Annotated in this window: 23 protein-coding genes; 4 read left to right on the top strand and 19 right to left on the bottom strand. The window is 47.9% G+C overall.

What is annotated here, in order from left to right; all coding sequences use genetic code 11:
- From catD to AC1RRX_RS13975, 17 genes are all read right to left on the bottom strand, one after another.
- A complete protein-coding gene (catD, locus tag AC1RRX_RS14055; protein ID WP_032870707.1) occupies positions 1 to 405 on the bottom strand; it encodes a DoxX family oxidoreductase CatD in 405 nt (134 codons plus the stop codon).
- 167 nt (positions 406 to 572) lie between these two features.
- Positions 573 to 2390 (bottom strand): ABC transporter ATP-binding protein, encoded by a 1818-nt coding sequence (locus tag AC1RRX_RS14050; RefSeq protein ID WP_144464555.1) that lies wholly within the window; start codon positions 2388 to 2390, stop codon positions 573 to 575.
- Complete coding sequence (locus AC1RRX_RS14045) at positions 2371 to 4104, bottom strand: ABC transporter ATP-binding protein (RefSeq protein WP_144464557.1); 1734 nt, start codon at positions 4102 to 4104, stop codon at positions 2371 to 2373. Before AC1RRX_RS14045 ends, AC1RRX_RS14050 begins: the two co-directional genes overlap by 20 nt.
- A gap of 137 nt (positions 4105 to 4241) precedes the next feature.
- The gene (locus AC1RRX_RS14040) at positions 4242 to 5828 is read right to left on the bottom strand and encodes an alpha-glucoside-specific PTS transporter subunit IIBC (protein WP_144464560.1); all 1587 of its coding nucleotides are present in this window, start codon (positions 5826 to 5828) and stop codon (positions 4242 to 4244) included.
- Between the two features lie 16 nt (positions 5829 to 5844).
- Positions 5845 to 6606, bottom strand: coding sequence for a MurR/RpiR family transcriptional regulator (locus AC1RRX_RS14035; RefSeq protein ID WP_007408530.1), 762 nt, complete (start codon positions 6604 to 6606; stop codon positions 5845 to 5847).
- Between the two features lie 68 nt (positions 6607 to 6674).
- The gene (gene glvA, locus AC1RRX_RS14030) at positions 6675 to 8024 is read right to left on the bottom strand and encodes a maltose-6'-phosphate glucosidase (protein ID WP_007610111.1); all 1350 of its coding nucleotides are present in this window, start codon (positions 8022 to 8024) and stop codon (positions 6675 to 6677) included.
- Between the two features lie 170 nt (positions 8025 to 8194).
- On the bottom strand, positions 8195 to 8377 hold the full coding sequence (locus tag AC1RRX_RS14025) for an H-type small acid-soluble spore protein (protein ID WP_003155535.1): 183 nt from the start codon (positions 8375 to 8377) through the stop codon (positions 8195 to 8197).
- A 65-nt stretch (positions 8378 to 8442) separates the two neighbouring features.
- Positions 8443 to 10251, bottom strand: coding sequence for a sigma-54-dependent Fis family transcriptional regulator (locus AC1RRX_RS14020; protein ID WP_144464562.1), 1809 nt, complete (start codon positions 10249 to 10251; stop codon positions 8443 to 8445).
- Between the two features lie 106 nt (positions 10252 to 10357).
- Positions 10358 to 11737 (bottom strand): dihydrolipoyl dehydrogenase, encoded by a 1380-nt coding sequence (gene lpdA / locus AC1RRX_RS14015; RefSeq protein ID WP_144464564.1) that lies wholly within the window; start codon positions 11735 to 11737, stop codon positions 10358 to 10360.
- Positions 11738 to 11751: 14 nt separating this feature from the next.
- Positions 11752 to 12945, bottom strand: coding sequence for a dihydrolipoamide acetyltransferase family protein (locus AC1RRX_RS14010; protein ID WP_007408526.1), 1194 nt, complete (start codon positions 12943 to 12945; stop codon positions 11752 to 11754).
- A gap of 14 nt (positions 12946 to 12959) precedes the next feature.
- Positions 12960 to 13988, bottom strand: coding sequence for an acetoin:2,6-dichlorophenolindophenol oxidoreductase subunit beta (gene acoB, locus AC1RRX_RS14005; protein WP_094032635.1), 1029 nt, complete (start codon positions 13986 to 13988; stop codon positions 12960 to 12962).
- Between the two features lies 1 nt (position 13989).
- Entirely contained in the window at positions 13990 to 14991 is a 1002-nt protein-coding gene (gene acoA / locus AC1RRX_RS14000; protein ID WP_007408524.1) for an acetoin:2,6-dichlorophenolindophenol oxidoreductase subunit alpha, read from the bottom strand.
- Positions 14992 to 15267: 276 nt separating this feature from the next.
- Positions 15268 to 15741 (bottom strand): DUF6884 domain-containing protein, encoded by a 474-nt coding sequence (locus AC1RRX_RS13995; protein ID WP_032867775.1) that lies wholly within the window; start codon positions 15739 to 15741, stop codon positions 15268 to 15270.
- A 156-nt stretch (positions 15742 to 15897) separates the two neighbouring features.
- On the bottom strand, positions 15898 to 16881 hold the full coding sequence (locus AC1RRX_RS13990; protein WP_007408522.1) for a tRNA dihydrouridine synthase: 984 nt from the start codon (positions 16879 to 16881) through the stop codon (positions 15898 to 15900).
- A 732-nt stretch (positions 16882 to 17613) separates the two neighbouring features.
- Complete coding sequence (locus AC1RRX_RS13985; RefSeq protein WP_015417041.1) at positions 17614 to 17913, bottom strand: YfzA family protein; 300 nt, start codon at positions 17911 to 17913, stop codon at positions 17614 to 17616.
- 785 nt (positions 17914 to 18698) lie between these two features.
- Positions 18699 to 20099 carry a 23S rRNA (uracil(1939)-C(5))-methyltransferase RlmD gene (gene rlmD / locus AC1RRX_RS13980; RefSeq protein ID WP_007408520.1) on the bottom strand — a complete coding sequence of 467 codons (1401 nt, stop codon included), beginning with the start codon at positions 20097 to 20099 and terminating at the stop codon, positions 18699 to 18701.
- A gap of 134 nt (positions 20100 to 20233) precedes the next feature.
- Positions 20234 to 21097 (bottom strand): DNA-3-methyladenine glycosylase family protein, encoded by an 864-nt coding sequence (locus AC1RRX_RS13975; protein WP_144464566.1) that lies wholly within the window; start codon positions 21095 to 21097, stop codon positions 20234 to 20236.
- Between the two features lie 106 nt (positions 21098 to 21203).
- Between AC1RRX_RS13975 and corA the strand changes: the two genes are divergently transcribed.
- From corA to AC1RRX_RS13960, 3 genes are all read left to right on the top strand, one after another.
- Positions 21204 to 22163 carry a magnesium/cobalt transporter CorA gene (gene corA, locus AC1RRX_RS13970; protein WP_007408518.1) on the top strand — a complete coding sequence of 320 codons (960 nt, stop codon included), beginning with the start codon at positions 21204 to 21206 and terminating at the stop codon, positions 22161 to 22163.
- A gap of 63 nt (positions 22164 to 22226) precedes the next feature.
- Complete coding sequence (locus tag AC1RRX_RS13965; protein ID WP_144464568.1) at positions 22227 to 22874, top strand: hypothetical protein; 648 nt, start codon at positions 22227 to 22229, stop codon at positions 22872 to 22874.
- Between the two features lie 50 nt (positions 22875 to 22924).
- A complete protein-coding gene (locus AC1RRX_RS13960) occupies positions 22925 to 23785 on the top strand; it encodes an NAD(P)-dependent oxidoreductase (RefSeq protein WP_020955507.1) in 861 nt (286 codons plus the stop codon).
- A 34-nt stretch (positions 23786 to 23819) separates the two neighbouring features.
- Here the strand turns inward: AC1RRX_RS13960 and pdaA are convergent, their stop codons facing one another.
- Positions 23820 to 24611, bottom strand: a complete 792-nt coding sequence (gene pdaA, locus AC1RRX_RS13955) for a delta-lactam-biosynthetic de-N-acetylase (protein ID WP_020955506.1) — start codon at positions 24609 to 24611, stop codon at positions 23820 to 23822.
- A 100-nt stretch (positions 24612 to 24711) separates the two neighbouring features.
- A complete protein-coding gene (locus tag AC1RRX_RS13950; protein WP_003155558.1) occupies positions 24712 to 24897 on the bottom strand; it encodes an SE1561 family protein in 186 nt (61 codons plus the stop codon).
- A 146-nt stretch (positions 24898 to 25043) separates the two neighbouring features.
- Here AC1RRX_RS13950 and yfkAB point away from each other — a divergent pair, with 146 nt between their 5' ends.
- Entirely contained in the window at positions 25044 to 26165 is a 1122-nt protein-coding gene (gene yfkAB, locus AC1RRX_RS13945) for a radical SAM/CxCxxxxC motif protein YfkAB (protein WP_015417036.1), read from the top strand.
- Positions 26166 to 26168 lie beyond the last annotated feature (3 nt).

The raw sequence follows: 26168 nt of genomic DNA, 5'->3' as shown, positions 1-26168 counted from the left end.
TTATGCTGAAAAAGTTTCTCCCTTTTTTGATTTGAAAAGGAGCTGATCCAATGAAAGCAGACGGCTTCCTGAAAGCGCTAAATGAATTGACGCAACCAGTAAGATGAAATCAAATTCCGATCCGCCCATAAATGGTGAGGAAAGCTTCGCCGTGAAGATGGCGCCGACTAATGTGACGGCAAACAGAACGCCGATAATGCGCGTTGCCAAACCGAAAAAGATCAGAACCCCGCCGACAAGCTCAATCGTCGCGATGACATAGACCATAAAGGCCGGAAGCCCGATGCTCTGGAAAAATTGCGCAGTTCCTTCCAACCCTTGAAACTTGGATAAACCGTGAACAAAAAAGATAATACCTGTTACAACCCTTAAAAGCAGTGTTCCTGTTTCGAATGATTTATTCATAAAATCCTCCTTGAAAATTATTATCACTTACTTTATGTAAGCTAGTATATATACATAACTTATTTACGTCAAGTAATTTTGTTACATTTAACGAAAATAACTTAAAAGTACTATTTGCCTTCGCTAAAAAAAGACCTCCGCACTCTGTCGGAGGTCTTTTTCCCTATCTATGATTCCCGGAACTGGCTTTCATATAATTCCCGGTAAAACCCGTTCTGGCTTAGAAGTTCGGCATGGGTTCCTTTTTCAGCCATTTCGCCGTCTTTCAGCACAAGAATCTGATCGGCTTTTTGAATTGTGTTCAGCCTGTGAGCGATGATGACGCTTGTTCTGCCCGTCATTAAACGGCCGAGCGCTTCTTGTATTTTCACTTCGGTCACTGTATCAATGTTGCTCGTCGCTTCATCCAAAATGAGCAGCACCGGGTCCGCCAGCACAGCTCTCGCGATGGAAATGAGCTGTTTTTGTCCTTGGCTGATGCCCGCGCCGTTTTGGGTAAGGACGGTATCGTAGCCTTTCAGGAGCCGTTCGATGAATCCGTGGGCATTGGCGGCTTTTGCGGCTGCCTCCACCTCTTTGTCAGAAGCATCCAGCCGGCCGTAGCGGATATTCTCCCTGATGGTGCCCTGGAAGAGAAATGAATCCTGCAGGACAAACCCCATGTTTTTTCTCAGACTGGTTCTCGTCAGTTTTTTGATGTCCGTTCCGTCAATGAGAATTTTTCCGTTATTCGGCTCGTAAAAACGGGCGATCAGGCTTGTAACGGTTGTTTTACCCGCTCCGGTCGGTCCGACGAAGGCGATGGACTGTCCTTTCGGAACGCTGAAGGACAGGTGTTTTAAGATCAGGCTGTCTTCCTGATAGCCGAAGGAGACATCTCGGAATTCAATCTCTCCCGTTTTGATCGGCTGGTACAGCGCATGCTCTTCATCTTCCCGCTCCTCTTTTTCATCCAGCACGTCAAACACCCGTTCAGCCCCGGCGATGGCCGATAACATCGTATTGAACTGATTGGCTAAATCATTTAAAGGGCGCGTGAACTGCCGCGAGTATTCGGCGAATACGACGATGGAACCGATTGAAATCCATCCCTTCAGCGCAAACAGCCCGCCGACCGCCGCTATAATCGTAAAGCTTAAATTGTTTAAAGAGTTCATGACTTTCGGAATGAATCCCGAAATTGTCTGCGCCCAAAACCCCGATGATTGTAACGCCGCGTTTTTTTCTAAAAATTGTTTCATGACGCGGTCTTCCCTCGAATAGGCTTTAATGACCTTCGCCCCTGATATCGACTCTTCAATAAAACCGTTCAGCTCGCCGAGGTTTTTCTGCTGCTGTTTAAACAGCAATCCCGTCCGGTTGGTGATCCATTTAATGCTCAAAAGCATGATCGGAATAATCAAAAGCGTGATCAATGTTAAAAGCGGACTCATGTACAGCATGACGGAGATTGTGCCGACGAATGTAATGACGCTCGACAGCACTTGAATGACGGATGTATTTAAAGTGGAGCTGACATTTTCGATATCATTGGTGACCCGGCTCATTAAGTCCCCGAGCCGCTGTTTATCAAAAAACGGAATCGGCAGCTCATGCAGATGGGTAAACAGCTCGCTCCGCATTTTAAACACGGTGCTTTGCGAGATATTGATCATCCAATAGTTTTGAAACCATAAGGACAATGATTGCACGAGGTAAATCCCAAACAGGATGAACAGCACCCCCGCCAATCCGTCTGTCGTCTGTCCGACGATAAAATGATCAATCGCTTTCCCGATGACGAACGGTCCGAGCAGGCCGAATATGGCGCTTATGACTACCATGATGATCACAAGGGTTAAAAGCCCTTTTTTCTCGGCTACATAAGACCAGATTCTGCGCAGCGTGCCTTTTGTATCTTTTGCTTTCGCGCGTTTTCTGCCGCCTTCATTTGATTTGAGCGGTATTTTCGGATATCGGAAAGGTTTACGAATGTCTTTTTGCATTGTCAGCTCCCTCCTTTCCGAATTGTGATTCATAAATCTGCCGGTACAGATGAGACTGTGCCATCAGCTCTTTGTGCGTGCCTTTGGCCAGCAGTTCGCCGTCTTCAAGCAATAAGATGGTGTCAGCCTTCATTGCAGTCGTTATTTTCTGCGTAATAATCAGTGTCGTGCATTCATAGGATCTGATCGCTTGTAAAAGCTTCGCTTCCGTTTGAAGATCAAGCGCGCTCGTACTGTCATCTAACAGCAGGAGGGACGGCTTTCTGATAAAAGCGCGCGCGATGGAAATCCGCTGCTTCTGCCCGCCTGACAAATTGACGCCCCGCTGTCCCAGCACCGTGTCGTATCCGTTTGACAGCTTCATAATCGTGTCATGGATTTGCGCGTCTTGGGCCGCTTCCATTACTTCATCTAGTGAAGCATCCTCCCGCCCCCAGGCGATATTTTCACGGATGGTGCCCGAAAACAGAAGCACTTCCTGCGGAACATAGCCGATTTCCCTGCGCAGCCCGCAAGCGGAGAATTCACCGATCGGTTTGCCGTCTATGAAAATACTGCCCGAATCAGCCGTGTACAAGCGCGGAATCAGCTGAAAAAGCGTTGATTTTCCTGAACCTGTCGCGCCCATAATGGCAACCGTTTCTTTCGGGCTGGCAGAAAAGGACACGTGATGCAGCGCGTCTTTTTCCATGCCCGGATAGCGGAAGGACACTTCGCGAAACTCAATCCCGCCTGCAAGCGCCCGTGCCGGGTCCTGCCCCGTTCCCTCGCCGCCTTCTGTTTCCAGCACCTCGCCGATTCTTTCTCCGGAAGCCTTCGCCCGGGAAAATACCATGATGAGAAAAGGAAGGACGGACAGCGCGCCTGTAATCCGCGTCGCATAGTTAATGACGGAAACGACATCGCCGACCTGCGCTCCGCCCTGAGCAATGCTTTTGGCGCCGAACCATAAGATAAACAAAATGCAAATGTTCATCAGCAGCATTAAAATCGGCATCGCCGCTTCCACGAGACGAAAAGCGGAGACCGTTTTTTCCATCAGCTTCGTATTCGATTTCAAAAAACGTTTCACTTCGTGGTTTGCACGGAGGAGCGCTTTAATCAGTTTGATCGCCGTCAGGTATTCCTGCATGATCGTGTTGACCTGATCAAGCCGCTTTTGCACAGACCGAAACAGCGCGCCGCCTCTTTTCAGCACCCACAGCAAAAACAAAAGCAAAATCGGCACCGTGATCAGCAGAAAAAACCCGAGTTTCGCATTGACGGTCAGCGAGAGAATAATGCCCCCCGCGATCATTAACGGCGCACGAAGCATAAACCGGAGACTCATGAAAAGCATATTCTGAACCTGTGTCACATCGTTTGTCAGCCGGGTGATAAACGATGTGGATGAGAATTGCGCAAACGTCGAATAGGAGAAGGATTGAATCTTTTGAAAAAGCCCTTTTCGCGTATCATACGCATAGCTCTGGCTGATGTGGGCGGAGTAGAACGAATTTAAAATGCCCGATGCGAATGAAACAGCGGTCAGTCCGATCATCACGCCGCCCCACAGCCAAACCGTACCGAGATCCTGCTTTAAAATTCCTTCGTCAATGATTTTCCCGATCAGCAGGGGCTGTATCAGCTCTACCGCAAGCTCGATGAGCATGAAAAACAGAGCGATTCCCGCTAAAAGAGAATACGGTTTTACATATGATAAAGCCTTTGACATGTGTAAGCCTCCAAATCCTTTGTTCAATATTATTATTTTATGCCTTTCCGGCAAATGAATAAAGAAATTTGGTGTGCCGTTTTTTCAATAATCTGCGAAAAAGATAAAACCTTCCCGGGGAGGGGAAGGTTTTGACCTTATTGATCCAATTGCTGTTCAATGCGCTCCCGCATTTGCGGAACGCCTAATCCGACAATGACCTGAAGCGCCCTGCCTTTTCTGACGACGCCGTGGGCTCCCAGCTCTCTGAAATCGGCGTCACTTTTGACCTTTGATTCATCAGCGACAGTGACGCGGAGACGGGTGGCGCAGTTGGTGATCTCCGTAATATTGTCCTTTCCGCCCAGCGCTTCAATATACAAAGCGGCTGTATCCTGCTGTGTTTCGTCTGCCGCCGCTGTTTCTTTTGAAGCCTGCTTCCGTTCTCTGTACTCCTTTTTCGAATAGAGCTTTGTTTCCTGCCCTTCCTCTTTTTCTCTGCCCGGTGTGGCGATGTTGAATTTGAGAATGAGGAAACGGAAGACGAAAAAGTAAACAGCGGTAAAACACAACCCGATGATGATCTGGTATACATACGTCAAGCCGTGGCTTGACGCCAGCGGGATCCAGTTCAAGGTCGCAGCTTCGATCAAACCGCCCCCCATATTTCCGACGACGCCGGCCATATACATGACGGTTGCCATGGAAGCGGCAAGCAAAGCATGAACCGCAAATAAAAACGGAGAGATAAAAAGGAATGTAAATTCAATCGGCTCTGTAATTCCCGCGACAATGGACGTCAAGGTGACCGGGATCAATAGGCCGGCGACGATTTTTTTCTTTTCCTTTGAAGCCGTGGCGTAAAAAGCGAGCGCGATTCCCGGAATGCCGAAGATTTTCGAGTTGCCGTGAAGCGCGAAGCCCCCCTGCGGGAACAATTCTTTCAGCGGTTTGACGCTTTGAGAGTATTCCCCGAGATGCTGCGCCCAATAGGTGACGATACCGCCTTCAGCCACAGCCGGACCGTAAATAAACGGCGAGTAAATAAAATGATGCAGGCCGGTCGGAATTAAAATCCGCTCCAGGAACGTGTAAATCCACACGCCGATCGCCCCGGAAGAAACGAGAAAACTTTGCAGCGAGCCGATTCCGGACTGAACCATCGGCCACACGTATGCCACCGCAAGTGAAATCGGTATCATAATGAAGAAAGAAATGATAACGATGTAGGAAGATCCTTGAAAAATCCCCAGGAAATCCGGCAGTTTTTTATCAAAATAACGATTGTGCAAATACACGACAATAGATGAAATAAAGATGGCGCCGATAATATTCGTATCAAGCGTTTTGATGCCGGCGATCATCGTCAGCCCGCTCGTTCCGCCGGCTTCCTGATTCATATCGACGTGAAAAGCCCCGCCCCAAACCGTCAGAATCGCATTGATAAAGTAATTGAATGTCAGATAAACTGTAAGCGCTTCCAAACAGGCCCGCGCCTGCGCTTTTTTCGCTAAGGCGACAGGTATGCCGATCGCAAACAGGAGCGGCATTTGATTAAAGACGGTCCAGCCGCCCTGTTCAATGACGTACCAGCATTGATACCAAAGCCCGTCAGGATCAGCCAGCGGCCCCATCAGCGTTTTATTTTTAAACAGCGTACTCAGACCGACAATAATACCGGAAAATGCAAATAATAAAACAGGCACAAACATCGCGCTGCCGAAGCGCTGGACTTTTTGCATCATTTCACGTGACCTCCCGCTATTTATCAAAATTTTCGAGCTCTTTATAATCAACATATGCGCGGAATAACGCTTCGCCCACCAGAAAAAACGGGGCAAATGCGACGATTTCCGTTTTATCGCTTAACGTCACCGGCTTGCTGGTCGCATAAAGATTATACGGCGTCGTTTGCGCCAGTACGTTGTTTTTCAGATTGGTGATTGAAATAAACGGAACTCCCTTTGCGGACAGGGTCCTTACCTGCGGAATTAATTCGGGTGTTTCGCCTGATAAAGAAATAATGATGAATACGTCATCAACCTTAAAATCATCACACATGATATCAAACTCTGTGATGTCCTGAATTAAAATCAGATACTTCCGCCGGGATACAAACATCCGCTGCAGCTCACGGGCGCACACCCTCTGAGCCGTCCCCGATCCGTAAACGAAAATCCGTTTTGCTTCATCTATCAGCCGGCACATCTCCGTCATATCTTTTGACTTCACGTATTTTACATTGGCTTCAATATCATCCAGCAGCTTTTCAAACGTCATATTCTCGCCCTCTTCAGGCTGATCCTCCCATTTCAGAAAAACCCGGAATTCACTGTAGCCGCTGAAGCCCAGTTTTTGGGCGAGCCGCAGGATGGAAGACCGAGAGACATTGCAGGCTTTCGCCATGTCATTGATACCGAGATGGTAGCACGTATGTTTATGATTCAATATATATTTTAAAATATAAAAATCGTTGTCATTTAATTTCGCGTAATGCTGATTAACCAGTTCTTCAAGACTCATCCCAAAAATCCCCCCGTTTTCTTTCTATTATATAGAATAACAGATAAAGAAAACGGGGAAGATTGTCATCAGGAAATAGGAGACGGACTTACATCAAGCTCAGGCCAGTAGTCCTTGTTAGCCTCCATCAGATCTTCAAGAATCAGTCTTGCCACACGGGCGTTCGGCACTGTTTTTGACAGGATCAGCGCCTGCCACAGCTTTTGAAATGACCGCTCTTCCCACGCTTCAGCCGTCAGTTTTTCGACAGACACCTGCTGTTCCATCAGGCCTTTTTGAAATTGCGGTATGTTCCCGACTGAGAGCGGTTCCGGTCCGTTTGAGCCTACGAGACAAGGAATCTCAACCATGGCTGACGGATCAAAGTTAGCGATCGCGCCGTTATTTTCAACGATTAACAGCATCCTCTCCCCTGTGTTGTAAGCGATGGCCCGGGCAAGGTCGACGATATAGGAAGCATGATCATCAATTTTAATTTCACTGTTCTCCGACGATTGTTCGCGCGTAATCATATCGCATTGGCTGAAAATGAAAGCTTCCCGCCCTTCCATGACTTCGTTGGCTCTCGTATGGTTCGGATTTGATTTTTTCACCATATCATCCGGGAATAAGTAATATTGCAGATATGTGTTCGGAAGCGTATCCGGATCAGCCGCCTGTACGTCGCGCGCTTTTTTGAATGTGTCATTCCAGCTTGCTTCAGTCTGTTCGGCCTCCGTCTTCGGAACGTAGCCGTATTCACGGACATGCTCTTTCAGCTTCGGCATTAAATCATTGCCATGCCGGTCTGTGATGGACGTCCACCAGCCAAAGTGGTTCAAGCCGTAGTAACGGACGTTCATTTCTTTCCGTGAAGATAATCCGAGGATGTTCGCCATGCGATCCTCAATTCCGACCGGCATGTCGCAGATGTTCAATATTTTTGAGTTCGGTCTGAGGCGCCGTGTAGCTTCGGCCACAATCGCCGCCGGATTGGAGTAATTCAGCATCCATGCGTCGGGCGAGTACGTTTCCATATAATCAAGAATCTCCAGAACACCGCCGATAGAGCGCATGCCGTATGCGATTCCGCCCGGCCCGCATGTTTCCTGGCCGACCACGCCGTACTTCAGCGGGATTTGTTCATCAAGCGCGCGCATCGCATATTTTCCGACGCGGATATGCGCCATGACGAAGTCAACATCCGTAAAAGCCGTCTCTGGGTCATCAGTCGCCAGAAATTCAATGTCCGGCGCTTTTTCTTTTATAAATACCTCACACGCACCCGCAATCCGCTCCTGCCTTTCTTTATCATTGTCATAAAGTTTCAGCTTTCTGATCGGAAACTCTTCCAGGTGATTCAAAAGCATTAATACAATTCCGGGGGTAAATGTGCTGCCGCCGCCTGCAATAACGATTGAGAATGATTTGTCTGTCATGTGAAGCCCTCCTCTGATAACGTTTACATTTTATTTATATCATGAGAAGGTCCGATCTGTACCGGGTTTGGAGGAGTTAGATCATTTAATCATTTTTAGTTATTTTTCTCAAAAAGCGGGAAAGTTCCCACAGGTACGAAAAAGGCCTGCTGTCATCAGCAGACCCATTCTCAAAAATGCTCTTGTAAATCAGAAAGCAGCACTTCCTGCTCAAATTGCGGATTTCCGATCGGAAAAATTCTGGCTGTTTCCTTGTCTTCGTTGACATGCTGAATATAAATCGGGACTCCTTCGTACGTCACATACGCCATGGCGGCGGATTCCGAAATGTCTTTCGCACGCTGTGTATTCACGTCTCAAACCTCCTTTAGGCCTCACACATAACGTGTCCGGCAGCCAAGAGAAGTATGCTTGTTTCTTACAATTGTCCGGTGGTGAGTTTGAATTTTTTGAGGCGTTTGTAAAACGTGCTCCGCGGGATTCCGGCCATTTTGGCGGCCAGCGTGACATTCCCCTTCGCTGATTCAAGCGCGTTTACGATGATGTTTTTCTGAATGTGCTCCCGGATGGAGACAGGGGACGCTTCTTCCTGTTCATAAGTCTCGGCCGCCTCTTTAAGACCTGACGCTTCAAGCAGGGCTGCGATGGGGCGTTCTGACAGCCGCCCGTCCGGGAACATGACGGAAAGACGTTCAAATACATTAAACAATTCCCTGATATTTCCCGGCCATTTCCGGCTCTTTAATAGGTCTAAAAAGTCATCAGGAAGCTCCCCCCGCCAGCCGCGATTTCGCTGAAATTCGAGGAAGAGGCCGGGAATGTCTTCGGTGCGTTCTCTTAATGGAGGGAGGTGGATCGGACAGACGTGAAGCCGGTAAAATAAATCTTCTCTCAGCTTTTTGCATTGGACAAGCTGTCTCAGCTCAGTGTGGGTGGCAGTGATGATTCTGATGTCAACGGGAATCTCTTTTGTCCCGCCGACCGGGGTGACTTTCCGTTCCTGCAGCACCCGTAACAGAGCGACCTGCATGGAGTGTGATATTTCTCCGATTTCATCGAGGAAAAGCGTGCCTTTATCGGCTTTTTGCAAAGCGCCGTTATGTCCTTTCCGTTTGGCCCCGGTGAAGGCGCCTTCCGAGTAGCCGAACAGTTCGCTTTCAATCAGCTTTTCGGGGACCGCTCCGCAATTGACGGCGATAAACGGGCCGTTTTTCCTGGAGCTGTTGTTATGAATCGCCCGGGCGGCAACCTCCTTTCCCGTCCCGGTTTCTCCCGTAAGACAAACGGTCGCGTCCGTTCGGGCGACAAGCTCCAGCTGCTGAAGCATATGTCGGGATGACGGGCTTTTGCCTGCCGCACCATGGAATATAAAAGACGGCTTTTCTTCTCGTTTGGATAAATAAACGCATGTGTAGCCGTTCTCCTCCCGCTTCGCCTGCTTGATGTGAAAGCCCTGTTCCTCAAGCTCGCGCAGCATATGTCCGGTAAAATGCTGAACGGGACGGCTTGCGGCGATAACCCGGCTCATTTCATTGCAAAGCACGATCGGATCGTGAGACCGGGTAAGCCCGGCGAATTTGCTGATCATGTCAAGTTCTGTCATTTTGATCTTTAGGGCAAGCTCCCGTTCCGCCGTATAAGCAATGGAGGAGGCAATTCCGAGCATAAAAGGCTGAGCGCGGGCGGCGGGGCAGGAAATATCAATGACACCCGCCAGCCGCCCGTCTTCATAACGGATCGGTGCGGCGGAACAGCTCCATTGATGAGAAGCGAGCGAATAATGTTCAGAGCCGTGTATCATGACCGGCTCATTTGTATAAAGAGCCGTCCCGATCGCATTCGTGCCGACGGCCGTTTCCGTCCAGCGGGCGCCTTTTAAGAAATTGATGCGGTTCGCTTCATGAATGGTGCGCGGGTGGCCGTCAACTGAATGGACAACGCCGTCAGAATCAATCAGAAGAACCATCATTTCCATTTCCCGCATCGCCGTTTTCATTCTTTCTGCATACGGCGTTGAGGCCGCTAAAAATAACGCATGCTTTTCGGCCTGCCTTTCTAAATGATCTGCCGGCATTACATTCGGCCCCTTTTCGAGATAAGGGTTGACGTCGGCTTTTTTGCAGCGGTGCCATGAGGCGGCCACCCGCTTCTGAATACGGGATTCATCAAGCACGCCTTCTTTCACAAAGCGCTTCCAGGTTTTAAAATCATTCCGAATGACATTCATTGTATTCGCTCCCCCCTGTTCAGACCATCTTTTCATATATTGTAGGGGAAAAATAAAGCGCTTTCAACGAAAAATACCCCTTCTCATCTGAGAAAGGGTATTCCGGTTATACGGAATGCACCGCAAGTCCGGTGACATTCAGCAGGGCTTCCTGAAGCGTTTCTGACAGAGTCGGATGCGCCGCGATAAAGTGCTCCGACATATCAGCCGTCATTTCACCGTTCATCATCATGACCGCCTGACCGATCAATTCCGTCACGTCCGGCCCGATCATTGACACGCCGACGATTTCTCCGAATTCCGGTTCGGCAATGATTTTCATTTTGCCGCCATGCTGATGCTTTATTAACGCTTTTCCGTTAGCAGAAAATGAGCATTCTCCGATTTTCACATCTCCGTATGTCTCTCTCGCCTGTGTTTCCGTCAGCCCGACAGCGGCCATTTCCGGCGATGTATAAATACAGCGGGGCACCGCCCGCATATTGACTTTGCTGTCCTTTCCCGAGGCATGCGCGGCGGCTGTGATTCCTTCATGAATGGCGGCATGCGCGAGCTGCATTCCTCCGGCCGCATCGCCGCATGCGTATATATGAGGCACATTGGTCTGCATATGGTCATTGACTTCAATGCCGCGCGGAGAATACCGGATGCCGGCCTGCTCCAGATTCAAGCCATGCAAACGCGGCTTTCTCCCGATTGCAACCAAAACGTGATCAGCCTGAGCCTCAATTTCTTTGCCGTCTTTTGTCCACACGGCGGTTTTCCTTTCTTTGTCAATCCGCTGAAGAGCGGCTTTCGTCTGAATATCAGCCCCGCTGTCTCTTAAAGAGTCTTCGAAAACGGCGGCGATTTCCCCGTCTTCTGCCGGGAGCAGTCGGTCAGCCGATTCAATCACCGTCACTTTCGTTTTAAACCGGCTGAATAAAGAGGCAAATTCACAGCCGATCACACCTCCCCCGACAATAAGCAGAGAAGAAGGAATTTGCTGTAAAGAAAGCGCATCTTTGCTGTCGATCACCCAATCGCTGTCAAACGGGGCAAACGGCAGCTCCGCCGGTTCAGATCCGGATGCAATCAATATCCGGTCCGCTTCCAGAATGTCTTTTGCGCCTCCTTCTTCTTCAACAAGCAATGTCTGCTCTGTGAGAAATGAAGCTGTCCCGCTGATGACTTTAATCTGATTTGTTTTCATTAAGTATTGAATTCCCTGCACGAGCTGGCTGACGATTTGCCGTTTGCGCCCCTGCATGCGGGCCCAATTGAGTGTAATGTTTTGCGGCAGTTCGATGCCGAATGTATCTGCGTGCCTGATTTTATCGAGCACATTCGCGCTTTCCAAAAGCGACTTTGTCGGGATGCACCCCTCATTGAGACAAGTGCCTCCGAGCGGCCCTTTGTCAATCAGAACGACTTCTTCTCCCCTCCGCGCGGCAGTCACGGCAGCTGCATATCCGGCAGGCCCGCCGCCGATAATGGCTAGTGTCAATCTCTTCACCCTCTCTATAAAATCAATCCGGCCGGCTCTTCAAGCAGCGCTTTGACCGTTTTCAGGAAGTCCGCAGCCGGTGCGCCGTCACATACTCTGTGATCAAAGGTAAGGCTCAGCGGCAGCATGGTGCTTTTGACAAGTTCATCTCCTTTAAACGCAGGCGTTTCATAGCTTGCGCCTACTCCGAGAATACCGGCTTCAGGCGGATTAAGAATCGGGGTGAAATGCTCAATTCCATAACCCCCGAGATTTGTAATAGAAAATGTCGATCCGTGCAGGTCATCTCCGGAAGCATTGCCTTCCCGCGCCCGGCGTGCCGATGTGCTGATGTGATCCGCAAGCTCAAGGAATGAAAGCTTTTCCGCATCCCGAATCACCGGCACGACGAGACCGTTTTCAAGAGAAACCGCCATCCCGAGGTGGACATATGGATAGGTGATGATCCGCTCCTCTTGATAAGAGCTGTTCAGCTCAGGATGCTGTTTCAGCGCAAGCACCGCGGCCCGGGATACGAAATGTGTGACCGTCAGTTTAACACCGCTCCGCTTTTTCGCGCTGTCGGCGAGCTGCTGCTGCCATTTTACAAGCTCCGTAATGTCCGCTTTCATCGTCAGCGTCAGCTGGGCGCTGTTTTGCAGGCTTTTGTGCATTCGGTCTGCAATCACTTTTCTCATCGCTGAAGCCGGTTTTCCCTCCGGCTGTGCCGTCTGAACCGAAGACTGCGGTTCAGATTCCGTCTTCATGGCCTTGATGACGTCAGCTTTTACGATTCTGCCTCCGGGCCCCGTCCCGTTCAGCGTATCAACTTTCAACCCGGCTTTCTCCGCCATTTTTCGGGCAACGGGAGATATTTTCACGCGGTGTTTACGCTTTTGCACGGCTTTGGGAGCGGGAATATGTTCAGGTTCAGATTGCGGTTTCCCTGCATTTTCAGGAGCCGGCGCCTCCTTCTCCCGCACTTCTTCGCCGTTTTCCCCGATATAACAGATGGGCGTTCCCGGCGGGACTCCTTCTCCCTCTTTGACTTTAATATGGAGAAGCGTGCCGCTTTCAGGCGCTTCTATTTCCATTTCTATTTTTTCCGAGTTGATGCTGGCGATGCTTTCTCCCTTTTCAACCGGGTCGCCGACTTTTTTATTCCAGACGGATACTTCACCTTTCTTCATCGCCATTCCCAGCTTCGGCATTACTACTTTTACAGCCATTCTATATCCCTCCTTTAATTCATTGCCGGCTCGCCAAGCAATTCAAGCGTGACGCTGACAATTTGGTCTGGTGTCGGCAAATATTGATCTTCAAGCACCGGCGAAAACGGCACTGGTGTATGCGGCGCTGTAATCCGTTTAATCGGTGCATCAAGCAAATCAAAGCCCTTATCGGCGACAATCGCAGCAATATCCGTGGCGATGCTGCAGCGCGGATTGGCTTCGTCAATGATGATCAGCCGGTTTGTTTTTTCTAACGATGTGAAAATCGCTTCCTCATCTAAAGGAGACAGACTCCGGGGATCAAGCACCTCGGCGTCGATGCCTTTCTCAGAAAGCTGCGCAGCCGCTTCAAGCGCAGTATTGACCTGCTTGCCGACTGCAAAGAGCGTGACATCATTGCCTTCGCGTTTGATATCCGCTTTTCCGAGCGGAATTGTATAATAATCTTCCGGCACCTCGCCCTTCATGTTGTAGGACGTTTTATCTTCAAAAAAGAATACCGGATCATTGTCTTCTATTGCCGAAAGCAGCAAACCTTTGGCGTCATATGGATTGGACGGCACAACCGTCTTCAGACCCGGGATGCTGGTGAACAGGCCATACAGCGCCTGCGAATGCTGAGCGGCTGCCCGGAATCCGGCTCCGTATGTGGTGCGGACGGTGATCGGCACTTGCGCTTTACCGCCGAACATATAGCGGAATTTCGCCCCTTGGTTGATCACTTGGTCAAAGCACGTTCCGATAAAATCGTTAAACATCAGTTCCGCAATCGGTCTCAGCCCCGTGGATGCCGCAGCCATGGCCGCACCCATGTAGCCCGCCTCAGAAATTGGTGTGTCCAGCACCCTGCTTCTGCCGAATTCCTGTACGAGCCCCTTTGTGACCCCCAGTACACCGCCCCATGCTTCATCATCCTGCAAGTGATCGACCGCCGCTCCCCCGGCGACATCTTCACCGATCAAAAGCACATTTTCGTCTTTTCTCATCGCAAGCTTCATTGCTTCATTGAGCGCGTCCGACATGCTTATGACTCTCGCCATCTCACATTCCCCCTTTTTCATATGACACGTAGACGTCTGTCAACAGCTCAGACTCTTTCGGATATGGACTCTTTTCGCTGAACGAGACGGCTTTTTCAATCGATTCGCTGACACGCTGTTCGATGTCTGACAGTTTATTTGCATCTGTTTCTTTTAGAAGATAGTTTTTAAAGCCTTGAATGGCATCCTTTTCTTCAAGATGCTCAGTCTTTTCATCCTTTGTTTTATAAGTTTGGGCATCCCCTTCGAAATGGCCGTAGTTTCTGTAAGTCATACATTCAATCAAAGATGGGCCTCCGCCGTTTCTTGCTCTTTCTATCGCTTCCCCGGCTGCCTGATAAACTGCTAAAATATCTTTTCCGTCCACCGTGACCCCCGGCATGTTGTAGGCAGCCGCCCGATCGGCGATTGAATTACAGGCTGATGCGTACTCAAATGTCGTGGCTTCGCCGTAGCCGTTGTTTTCGGCGATGAACACGACAGGAAGGTTCCATACTGCCGCTAAGTTCAGCCCTTCATGGAAGGTCCCTTGGTTATTGGCTCCGTCCCCAAAAAAGCAAACGCTTACATTTTTAGTTTGTTTATATTTAGCCGTGAGCGCTGATCCGCATGCGAGCGTGAATCCGCCCCCGACGATTCCATTTGCGCCTAACATGCCTTTATCAAGATCCGCAATGTGCATAGAACCGCCTTTGCCTTTACACAGTCCGGTCGCTTTTCCGAATATTTCCGCCATCATGCCGTCCAGATCACAGCCTTTGGCGATACAATGGCCATGTCCCCTGTGTGTGCTTGTAATGCTGTCGCCATCATCTAAATGAGCGCACACCCCCGCAGCTACCGCTTCTTCACCGGCATACAAATGGACGAATCCGGGAAGCACTCCTTGCGCGAACAGTTCATGCACTTTGTCTTCAAAGCCCCTGATTTCCAGCATCTTTTGGTACATCCACAGCGCTTTTTCCTCAGTTAATGACAAGCCTTCTCGTTTTAACAATTCCATTTTGTGCGCCTCCTTCTATTTAGGGTTCACACTTATAAATGCAAGAAGCATGCCAGCCTTTGAAGCCCGTAAAATGAATGTTTTTATTTTTACAATGGAGACAGTTTGAGACAGGTGTCTCATTTTGTCTCGATCTGTTCCCTTTGTCTCGTTTTAAGGCATACAAAAAAGACCGGGCATCACCCTGTCTTTGACAATGATCGACGTATTTATTTCCTCGGAAATCTTTTAACTGCTTCATGCTTCTGCATACAGTCTATCGTGGCGTTTGAGTGGTTACACTCTTTTATCCACGTGCTTCAGTTCATGCTTTTCTTCAACAGCCCGATTCAGCGCTTGAAGCATGTAGCCAATGCCTTTATACGATGACAAAGGCCAGGTGATATGCTGATGCTCTCCGATGACGGCGTTTAGGACGCTTCGGTATTTTTTCCCGCCAAGCATGACAAGCTCTTCGATGTCGGAAAAGCCTTTTTCATGAAATTGACGGCGCAGCTCGTCCGCTGCCATGATCTCCGGATGACCGGTTCCAAAAGTGACATCGTAATTTCCGGGAACCATATCATCCGGACGAAGGAATCCGTGCTTTGCCGACAAAATTACCCACTCATCGAAAAATGCTTTCGCATATCGCTCGCACGCCTGATGAAACGGGCTGAGATAAGCGTCTTCCGCCCTTACCGGACCTGTATCTGAATGGACATCCCAAATTTTTTTCTTGCCGCAGGGGATGATGCACAGTCGTTTCATTTTTCTCTCCCCTTTATGATGTATGTCCTATCAATGTACCATGATTCGTTTATTTCTGCATGACGAAACTGGCCATGGGTCTGTCTGGGTAAAAACTGCACACAAAAAGACCCGGAATTCAAACCGAAATCCGGGCCGGATGAAGAGTTATTTATGTCACTCTTGCTCCATCCCATCAAGATACTTTCTCTCAAAGTCATCGAGCAATGCACGCACTTCATCTGTTGACTTTGTATTCATGCATTGATTTCTTAATTCACTTGCTCCACGGAATCCGCGAAGATATATCTTGAAAAAGCGAGGGAGCGGTTTATATGCTCGAGCTTCTGCTTTTGAATATTCATCATGAAGATCCAGGTGTAATCTCAAAAGATCAAGCAATTCCTTACTGCTATGCTCTCTCGGCTCCTTTTCAAAGGCGAATGGATTAGTAAAAATGCCTCGTCCAATCATAATCCCGTCAACACCGTATTGTTCAGCGAGTTTCAAGCCGGTTTCACGGTCAGGAATATCCCCATTGATCGTCAATAGGGTATCCGGCGCTATCTCATCACGAAGTTTCTTGATTTCCGGGATGAGCTCCCAATGCGCATCTACTTTACTCATTTCCGCTCTTGTACGCAGATGAATGGAAAGATTCGCAATGTCTTGTTTCAGTATGTGTGTCAGCCAGCCGCGCCATTCGTCTATATCCGTGTAGCCAAGTCTGGTCTTCACACTTACCGGCAGACCTCCTGCTTTCGCCGCCTGTATTAATTCGGCTGCAACTTCAGGACGGCAAATCAGGCCGCTTCCCTTTCCATTCCCCGCCACATTAGGTACAGGACAGCCCATATTGATATCCAGGCCCTTAAACCCTAATTCCGCCATCCCAATACTCATTTGGCGAAAGTTTTCAGGCTTATCTCCCCATATGTGGGCAACCATCGGCTGTTCATCCTCCGTGAAAGTCAAACGGCCGCGCACACTATCCTTCCCATCCGGGTGACAATAGCTTTCTGAGTTTGTAAACTCTGTGAAAAACACATCAGGTCTGCCGGCTTCACTCACAACATGGCGAAAAACGACATCCGTCACATCTTCCATTGGTGCCAGTACAAAAAATGGCCGTGGTAATTCACGCCAGAAATTATCTGTCATAACAAATCCAAATCCTTTCATGATGGGATACAGCCAAACCTTGATCCCAAAATTAAAAACTGACCATGCTTCTTTTACACTTATAGCATGTGTCAGCACTTCTTATCAAACGATAGTAAATTTTGAACATTTCACTTTTTACACGTGAAAAAGTGAAAAGCAAACTGAAGCAGAACGCCTTAATTGAGTTAACCACCTTTAAAAGGGTTTGAGAGAAAAAAGTGTGATGATTATCTACACCTATTTTTTTATTTATATTGTGGTTTATTAATAGTAGCGCTGACCTTCATCTTTCTTAGCGGCCTTACTTTTGCTCTTTTTGGACAAAAAGGATTCCAACCTAAATAGAATATCATATGAGTTCTCCCTATTACCAATGCAAAATAATTGTCCTGTTATCGAAGATAAAATATTTAACGCTGCACCATATCCGTATCTCAATATCATTTGCGAAAAAATCATTTGATTAAGCAAATGGGGCTGGGGGTGGTATATCTGGGTACTGAAGAGAATGTAAAAGAAAAAGCCTTAACTTACCGCTTGTGAATCACATGGAGTAAAGAGGGCCATATGTTAATATCTTTATACAATCACCTATATATGTTTGTATAAGGTTACGGTTCGGTAATCCTGATCCAAAACCAATAAAATAGACTGCTGACTAAGTGCCGCAGTCTTCATTCATAAGATTAATAAGAAAGTGTTCATTTTCTTTCATCATTAAATAAGGCATCAGAAGTTATTGCTTTCATTTCGAATATCCTTTGTTATACCTGTGATGATTTGTATAACAGTGAAAACCCCCAAGAAAACAGTGACAATATTAAACCATGGATTATCATAGAATGAAAGATATGTTTGAAAGAAATCCAGCTCAACTATGTTTGCTGGGAATCCATTCATTTCTCTATAATTAGGACCCCATCCCGTTAATTCTGCAAAATTAAAATAAAGCTGTGAAACTAAAAATGCCAAAACCGTGAGAAACCAACTTTTTTTATACAACGGTCGTTTTTTGTTTACTTTATCCATTTCATTATCCGTTTCCTTTTCTGCAATACTTTTTAGCCAAGTGTCAATCTAACATCATTATATGATGAAGCATGATTGTCGCAATAATTACTTATTAAGGATATAACCATCGCAGGTATTACTGTAATAGTTGTTATCACTTGCGTTTCCGCCTCGGATTTATTTCTTCTTTGGGAATAAGGAAAATAATCGGGGTCCTTTTTTCCTGTTTAGGCTTTCATATCATGTATAACGACCAAACATGCTTTTTTAGTGTGTTTGATCTTTTATCCACAGTTGTTGCTAATAGTAGATGTTCCAACTGCCGTTGTGATTAGTGTAAGTAAGCAACCTTGCCTTTTACACCTTCTGCTTCAGAACCTTCGTTCAGTGGTTGAGGTTCCAATATCTCTCATTCGGTTTCACCTCCTTTTTATCATTTATTACAACTATCGCCAATAGTAGAAGTGCCGATGAGTGTCGGGGACTTTATTCTTTAAGAAAGAAGTTTACAAAATATTAACTGAGATTACAAGTATTCACGGAACATGAACGACTTGTTATTGCTTCTGGTTCACAACAAGATCTTCATATTTTGTCTGTAATGCCGTTTCCAAACGAAAAAAAGAAAGTGAAGCAGCCTACTTGGCTGTTTTTCACTTGCTTTTCCATACGTTTTTTCAACTCTTTTTATCAGTTAAATAAAGACAAAAGACAGATAGGACAAGGGCACAAAACATAAAAAAACCCGGAAATCGGAATTGTTTAATTTACCGAAATCCAGGTCTGATTACGAATTGTTTATTTTAGTTAGACGATTTTAATACAAGCTTCGCCACGGCTTCCACATGAGCCGTCTGCGGAAACATATCAACAGGCTGAATATATTCGACGCGATAGTCCTTCGACAGCGTCTGCAAGTCTTTCGCCAGTGTGGAAGGATTGCAGGATACGTAGACGAAGCGTTTCGGTTTTACTTTTTTGATGGTATCTAAAAATGTTCTGTCACAGCCCGTTCTCGGCGGGTCGACGATGACCACGTCAGGGCGGAAGCCTTCTTTCGTCCATTTCGGGAGCCAGTGTTCGGCTGTTCCTGTGACATATGCCGCGTTTTTGATGCCGTGTTTCTTGGCGTTTTTCTTCGCATCGTCAATTGATTCTTTAATGACGTCCATGCCGCGGATCTCTTTTGCGCCGCTTGAAACCCACATGCCGATCGTACCGACGCCGCAATACGCGTCTACGACTTTTTCTTTTCCTGTCAGCTGAGCCGCTTGTTTCACTTCGTCATACAGCTTGACCGTCTGCTCCGGGTTGAGCTGGAAGAAGGCGCGGGCGCTCAGTTCAAATGACACGTCACCGAGCACTTCTTGAATGGCATGGCTTCCGGCCAACGCTTTTGTTTTGTCACCGAAAATGACGGATGTGCGCGCGCCGTTGACGTTTTGAATAATCGATTTCACTTCCGGCAGACGGTTCTGAATGGCTTTGACGATTTCGTCTTTATTCGGCAGTGTCTCTTTCGCGGTGACAAGCACGACCTGCACTTCGCCTGTTTCAAAACCGACTCTCGTCACGATGGTGCGGACATCGCCTTTTTTGGTCCGTTCGTTATAAACGGATACGTTGTGTTTTTCCAAAATACGGCGGACGATACCCGTTGTTTTGTTTGTCGCCGGATGCTGGACAATGCATTCCTTAATCGGAACGATTTTATGGGAATCAAGTCCGTATAAGCCGGCAATGATGCTGCCGCTTTGCGAGCGTCCGACTTGGAACTGGCTTTTGTTCCGGTAATTCCAAGGGTTGTCCATTCCGATCGTATCTTTAATGTTCATTTCTTCGACATTGAATCTCGTATGACGTTCCAGAGACTGAATGACGATGTCGCGTTTTTCGCGAAGCTGCTGGGTGTATGCCAGATGCTGAAGCTGACAGCCGCCGCACTGGTCGTAGACCGGGCATGGCGGCGTGACGCGGTGTTCAGACGGCTTGCGGATTTTTTTGACGCGTGCTTCTGAAAATTTCGGCTGCACATTTGTCGCTTCGGCAACGACTTCTTCACCGGGCAGAGCGCCGGGAACGAAGACAACTTTTTTCTTAAAATAGCCGACGCCCTCTCCGTTAATGCCGAGACGTTTGATGGTCAGCGGAAATGTCTGTCCGATTTTCAATTCGGCAGGCGCCTTTTTTTGATGTTGATTCACGTTTTTTTCTCTCCGTTTCTATATAAAGCCTTTCTCATGGGAAAACGGCTGATTTGAAATATCACATCTTTTCAGTATAACATGCAGCCGGCGGTTCCTTCATGTTTTTCACTGGAAGTTTCCAAAAATCCTCATCATTCAATACTTCTCCACAAGTACAAGGACGCATAGCTTAAATACGGCGCCCATTCGCTGCTTACCTGGAGCATCACGTCTTTTGACGGTTTATCCTCAAGGGCGAAGCGGCGTTTGACGGCGTTTTGCAGGCCGATGTCCGCCAAAGGAAACAGATTCGGGCGGCCGAGGCCGAACATGAGGACGTTTTGGACGGTCCACGGGCCGATGCCTCTGATGGCGATCAGCTTTTTCATAATGTCTTCATCCGATAAATGGGTAAGTTCCGCCAGATTGAGCGCTCCTTCTGCAATCATCCGTGAAATGTCAATTGCATATTCCGCTTTTCTCATGCTGAACTGGAGCTCCCGCAAGTCCTGATACTCAAGCCCCGCGATCGTTTTCGGCTCGGGATAGCACCAGACGCCGTCTTTTTGTTCACCGAAGGCATGGACGAACCGTTTCGTTAAAGTAAAAGCGAAGGACAGGTTGAGCTGCTGGTGGATGATGCATTTCATGAGACAGTTGTAGACGTCATATTCCAAGACGAGCGGGGTTCCCGCATGCTCCTCAAAAAGCGCCGACAGATTTGTTTTTGAGAAATGATCAAGCACAGGCTGAAGCGGCTGCTCCCACTGAAAAATGTGTTTGATCCGTTCAATCATCTCCTCGCGGTCCGTTTCTCCGCTGACGAGGAAGACCGGGTCTGCGGCGGTGCCTTCCGCTTGAACCGTGATGACGGACAGTTTGCCGTCCCGTGTTCTGAGCGGCACTTTGATTGATCTTGCATGAAGATCGACCGCATTCAGCGGATCGAGCGACAGCCTTTCAAGGACTTTATCAAAATGATACGGCGGTGTGACCGAAACCGTTTCCTTCCACATATGCTCCACCCCTTTTTGTCCAAGTATATCATGAAGCGGCCGGGCGGCAATTCGTATACTTTTCTTCATAACGCCGCATGATATAATGGCAGGCGGAGGGTTGTTTATGATACATATAACCGCAATCACAACACATAATGAGATATTAGATAATATCCCCCTATCACGTACAGAACAACCGGACATCGCATGGTACTGGATTGATTTTTTCGGCGCTGAGATGCATGAAACCGAGCTGCTGCGTGATTATTTTCACTTTCATCCGCTTGCGATCGAGGATTGCTTTCAGCATATGCAGCGGCCGAAAATCGACCATTATGACGGCTACCGTTTTTATGTGCTCCACGCCTTGAACCCGGACACACTGGAAATGGAAGAGGTGGACATTTTTCAGTCCGACCGTTTCATCGTCAGCTTCCATTTGCACGAATCGCCCGGCGTCTCAAAGGTGAGAGAACGGTTTTTCGCTTCTCCGGGATTAGCCAAAAAAGGGCCCGGGCACATCACTTATATGATTATGGATCAGCTTGTCGATGAATATTTCCCCGTGCTGTACAAAATTGAAGACCGGCTGAATGAAATTGAAGACAGCAGAACCCATAAATCTTACGGCACTTTAATGAATGAAGTGTTTGAATTGCGGACTGATCTTTTGAACCTGAGGCGGACGATCATTCCGATGCGCGATTTAATGTACCGGATTTTGAGCCTTGACCATGTAAAAGAAAGCCGTGAAACGAAAGCGTATTTCAGCGATATTTATGACCACCTGTTAAAACTGGCTGAGCTGATCGAGTCAAACCGTGATATGACGTCAGATTTGCGGGACAGCTATGTGACGCTGAATTCAAACCGGATGAACGCCATTATGATGACATTAACCATCGTCTCGACCATTTTTATCCCGCTGACGTTCATCGCGGGGGTTTACGGCATGAATTTCGATAACATGCCTGAGCTTCATTGGAAATACGGGTATTTTATCGTTTTGGGCGTAATGGCCGTTCTTGTGGCCGCCATGCTGTTTTGGTTCGCCCGCAAAGGCTGGTTTAATATTTTCAAGTAAGAACGGCTGCCGGCTGTTCTTTTTTTTGAGAAAACATGATAGTCTGGAAAAAAACGTAAAGAGGTGTGCGCCGTTACCATCCTTTCTCACAAAATCATTTCTTCTGTCCTCCTGGCTTTCAGTGTCATGTCCATTGCCCCGCTGTATAACGGCCGTACGGTGTCTGATTACATCTTTGAGTCGCTCGGCTTTTCCTCTTGGCTGGAAGATGGAGCCCATATCTCCGTCATTCCCGGGGTCGTGCTTTACTTTGCGGCGTTAATCTGGTGTGCCGCCGCGTTCAGGCGGACGCTTCCCGCGGCGGGGCTGTTTCTGTTCTTTCTCAGTATGGGGGCCGCTTCCGGTATCAGTCCTGCCACCGAATATGCCGTTTTTTCCTTAAAACAGTTCGCGCCCGAAAAAGAGGCTGTCGAATATGTGAAGCACCGCAGCGAATGCAGTCATCTGGTTGAGCGAAAAAGAGCAGGCATGAGCTGCACACTTTATATCAATCATTACGGAAAAGGGGAACAAACCATTTCTGTCACCCCGGATTTATCAGAAAACATAAAGGACGTCACATTCAAATCAAAAACGTTCACTGTAAAACCCCGTTCAAAAACAATCATCAAAACCCGATTTACCGGATTTTATAAGGGGAAAGCCGCCTCAGACTCCGGATGGTCTTCAGAACCTGAACTGAAAGTGACAATCCTGTACACAGCAGATTAACCATTTTGCATGTATAATGGTGGAAAACTTTTCATTGGAGGGACTGTCAAATGAAGATCGCCATCGTCGGACTCGGCAATATGGGCCGCCCCATCGCCGAAAATATTATGAAAGCCGGATACAGTCTGACTGTATATAACCGGACGAAAGAAAAAGCGGCTGACCTGCTGGATAAAGGGGCAGAATATGCCGAAACGCCCCGACAGGCAGCTGAACATGCGGACATCGTGCTGTCCATGCTGTCAGACGATGACGCCGTAATAGACGTAACGTTCGGAGCTTGCGGCATTATTGCCGGGTTATCTGAAAACGGCATTCATATTTCAATGAGCACGATCAGTACGGCGCTGTCAGAACAGCTTTCCGCCGCACATTCGGGCAGAGGACAGTCCTTTATTGCCGCTCCCGTCCTCGGCCGCCCCGATGCCGCCGAGAAGGCCGAGCTTCGCATCATCACAGCCGGACCGGCGGAAGCGAAGAAAAAGGCCGAACCGCTGCTTAACATCCTGAGTCAGCAAGTATTTGATACTGGTGAAGAAACAAAAACGGCCAATGCCGCGAAAATCAGCATCAATTTCTTGCTCGTGTCCATGCTTGAGGCGTTATCTGAATCGTTCTTAATGATGGAGAAGTACGGGTTAGAACAAAAACAATTTTTAGAAATCGCCGGCGCGCTCTTTGGCTCTCCCGTCTATCAAAATTACGGCACGATCATGGCTGAGGAGAAATTTGAGCCGGCCGGTTTCAAAATGTCTTTAGGGCTGAAGGATACCAATCTGGCGCTCGCCGCCGCAGAACAGGTTTCCGCAAAACTCCCTCTTGCCGAACTGGCCAAGAGCCATTTTGAAAGCGGGATCGCACAAGGCTTCGGGGATCTGGATTGGGCCGCTTTGATTAAATGCCTGAAATAACAAAACACCTCTCCATTACCAGGAGAGGTGTTTTCTACAGGCGCGGCAGCTTCATTTCTTTCTCAAACATCAGGTCATCAATGCTTTTAAACGTGTAGCCTTCTTTTTTCAAATCGGTAATCGCATCGTCCAGAGCTTCTGAATTGTCCTTTGAAACGGTGTGGAGAAGGTAGATCGCGCCGGGATGAGCCTGCTTTATCATGTGATCATAGGCGTATTGTTTCCCTTTTTGCTCGTTAACCTTCCAGTCGACAAATGCGACGGACCAGAAAACGGTTTGGTAGCCGAGGCGCTTCGTTTCTTTGAGGACATATTCGCTGAATACGCCGCGCGGCGGACGGAGATACAGGTTGTCCCGTTTTCCGGTAATGTTGTACACAGCTTCCGTGACGGAATCGAGTTCGTCTTGAATCTGATCGCCCGTTTTTGTCGTCAGATCAGGATGATGAAAAGAATGATTGCCGATGATATGGCCTTCCTTTGACATCCGTTTAATCAAATCAGGCTGCTCTTTCACAAAATGACCCGTGACAAAAAAAGTGCCCGTGACGTGATGTTTTTTTAACACATCAAGCACTTTCGGGGTGTACCCATTTTCATATCCATTATCAAACGTTAAATAGATGGTCTTTTCTTTCGTATTGCCCAAATAAAAGGCATCATATTTTTTGACCAGATTGTTTAGCTGTCTGCCGGCATCCGGCGGCTGATGATTGACGCTGCGTTTAAATCCCCAGTTTATCCGTTCATTCGGCACGGCTTCTGCGCTGTTGATGCCTCCCGCAAGTAAAACGGCCATGCAGCAAATTGAACAAAACCATTTCATGACCAGCACTCCTTCTGCATTTTTCCTTATTTTGCAGTAGGCTCTGCCCTTTTATACAGCCGCATTATGGAAAAAGAAAAACCCCGGCATCCGCCGGGGTTTATTCCCAATCCTTTTTAAAGCGTTCGTATTTTGCTTCCAGATCATCAAGCATGCCGATGAGCCGGTCTATATCTTCAACGTCCGTTGATTCAGGGTCTAATGAATCAATGACATTCATAAACATATCGAGTCTGTTCTTCAGGTAATCGAGCTGCTGATCTTTGCTGTTTACTGCATTCCCCATACTTCCACTCCATTCATTTTTTATAATGGTAGCGTATTTTTTGCCGTTTTTCAATGGTTCCGCTACTTGCGATCTTGGCAGATCAGGTCTAAAATTAACAGTTGGCAGACGTTAGTATGCCCCATTTATAAAGGAGTTAGATAGTCATGACACAAAACACAACACTGCGTCCGATCACACCGGAGTACGATCCTTGGGAAGCGTACATGGATGTCGACCAGTATGGAGATATGAAACTGACGAACGTTGAATTCACAACGACGACTTTGTGCAATATGAGATGCGAGCACTGCGCCGTCGGGTACACGCTCCAGCCGAAAGACCCGAATGCGCTGCCGATCGACCTTTTATTAAAGCGGCTTGATGAAATTCCTCTGTTACGCTCTATCAGCATTACGGGCGGCGAACCGATGCTTTCGCTGAAATCGGTAAAGGAATACGTCGTCCCGCTTTTAAAATATGCCCATGAACGCGGCGTGCGCACACAGATCAATTCAAACCTGACGCTTGATATCGGGCGCTACGAACGGATTATTCCCTATTTGGACGTTCTTCACATTTCTCACAATTGGGGAACGGTCGAGGACTTTGCCGACATCGGATTTGCGATGATGGAGAAGAAACCGACATTTGAACAGCGGGCGCGCTATTTTGACAAAATGATTGAAAACAGCCGCACGCTGGTCGAAGCAGGCGTAATGGTTTCAGCGGAAACGATGCTGAACAAACGGACGCTGCCGCATATTGAACATATTCACCGGCAGATTACGGAAGAAATGAAATGCCAGCGGCACGAAGTCCATCCGATGTATCCGAGTGATTTCGCCAGCGCGCTTGAATCACTCAGCCTGAAGGACATGAGACAGGCCATTCATCATCTGCTCGACATTCGCGATGAAGAGACATGGATGCTGTTCGGTACGCTCCCGTTTTACGCATGCAGCCCTGATGAAGAAGATCAGAAGCTCCTCCTCCGCCTGCGGGAAGCGAAAAACGTTACGGTGCGAAACGACCCTGACGGCCGCTCCCGCCTGAATGTCAACATTTTTGACGGAAATATCATTGTCACGGATTTCGGCGATACACCGCCGCTCGGCAATATTAAAACAGACAGCCTTCCCGAAGCATATGACAAGTGGAGACAGACGAAGCTGAGCAAAGAGCTGAACTGCCGCTGCACAAACGTCCGGTGCCTCGGCCCGAACGTCCTTGTCAAAAACAGTTATTATCAGGACACAGATTTTTCATTACGAAAAGCCAGAGGTTAACAA

The sequence above is a fragment of the Bacillus sp. GW821-FHT11D08 genome, assembly GCF_058808515.1.
Note: the sequence above shows the minus strand (reverse complement) of the source record. Positions and strands in the feature narration are given on the sequence as shown.

Bases quoted from the DNA above. Each gene is read 5' to 3' on its own strand.
- catD (WP_032870707.1), bottom strand. From the start codon at position 405: ATGAATAAATCATTCGAAACAGGAACACTGCTTTTAAGGGTTGTAACA.
- AC1RRX_RS14050 (WP_144464555.1), bottom strand. From the start codon at position 2,390: ATGCAAAAAGACATTCGTAAACCTTTCCGATATCCGAAAATACCGCTC.
- AC1RRX_RS14045 (WP_144464557.1), bottom strand. From the start codon at position 4,104: ATGTCAAAGGCTTTATCATATGTAAAACCGTATTCTCTTTTAGCGGGA.
- AC1RRX_RS14040 (WP_144464560.1), bottom strand. From the start codon at position 5,828: ATGATGCAAAAAGTCCAGCGCTTCGGCAGCGCGATGTTTGTGCCTGTT.
- AC1RRX_RS14035 (WP_007408530.1), bottom strand. From the start codon at position 6,606: ATGAGTCTTGAAGAACTGGTTAATCAGCATTACGCGAAATTAAATGAC.
- glvA (WP_007610111.1), bottom strand. From the start codon at position 8,024: ATGACAGACAAATCATTCTCAATCGTTATTGCAGGCGGCGGCAGCACA.
- AC1RRX_RS14020 (WP_144464562.1), bottom strand. From the start codon at position 10,251: ATGAATGTCATTCGGAATGATTTTAAAACCTGGAAGCGCTTTGTGAAA.
- AC1RRX_RS14010 (WP_007408526.1), bottom strand. From the start codon at position 12,945: ATGGCTGTAAAAGTAGTAATGCCGAAGCTGGGAATGGCGATGAAGAAA.
- acoB (WP_094032635.1), bottom strand. From the start codon at position 13,988: ATGGCGAGAGTCATAAGCATGTCGGACGCGCTCAATGAAGCAATGAAG.
- acoA (WP_007408524.1), bottom strand. From the start codon at position 14,991: ATGGAATTGTTAAAACGAGAAGGCTTGTCATTAACTGAGGAAAAAGCG.
- AC1RRX_RS13995 (WP_032867775.1), bottom strand. From the start codon at position 15,741: ATGAAACGACTGTGCATCATCCCCTGCGGCAAGAAAAAAATTTGGGAT.
- AC1RRX_RS13990 (WP_007408522.1), bottom strand. From the start codon at position 16,881: ATGACAGATAATTTCTGGCGTGAATTACCACGGCCATTTTTTGTACTG.
- AC1RRX_RS13985 (WP_015417041.1), bottom strand. From the start codon at position 17,913: ATGGATAAAGTAAACAAAAAACGACCGTTGTATAAAAAAAGTTGGTTT.
- AC1RRX_RS13975 (WP_144464566.1), bottom strand. From the start codon at position 21,097: ATGTGGAAGGAAACGGTTTCGGTCACACCGCCGTATCATTTTGATAAA.
- corA (WP_007408518.1), top strand. From the start codon at position 21,204: ATGATACATATAACCGCAATCACAACACATAATGAGATATTAGATAAT.
- AC1RRX_RS13960 (WP_020955507.1), top strand. From the start codon at position 22,925: ATGAAGATCGCCATCGTCGGACTCGGCAATATGGGCCGCCCCATCGCC.
- pdaA (WP_020955506.1), bottom strand. From the start codon at position 24,611: ATGAAATGGTTTTGTTCAATTTGCTGCATGGCCGTTTTACTTGCGGGA.
- AC1RRX_RS13950 (WP_003155558.1), bottom strand. From the start codon at position 24,897: ATGGGGAATGCAGTAAACAGCAAAGATCAGCAGCTCGATTACCTGAAG.
- yfkAB (WP_015417036.1), top strand. From the start codon at position 25,044: ATGACACAAAACACAACACTGCGTCCGATCACACCGGAGTACGATCCT.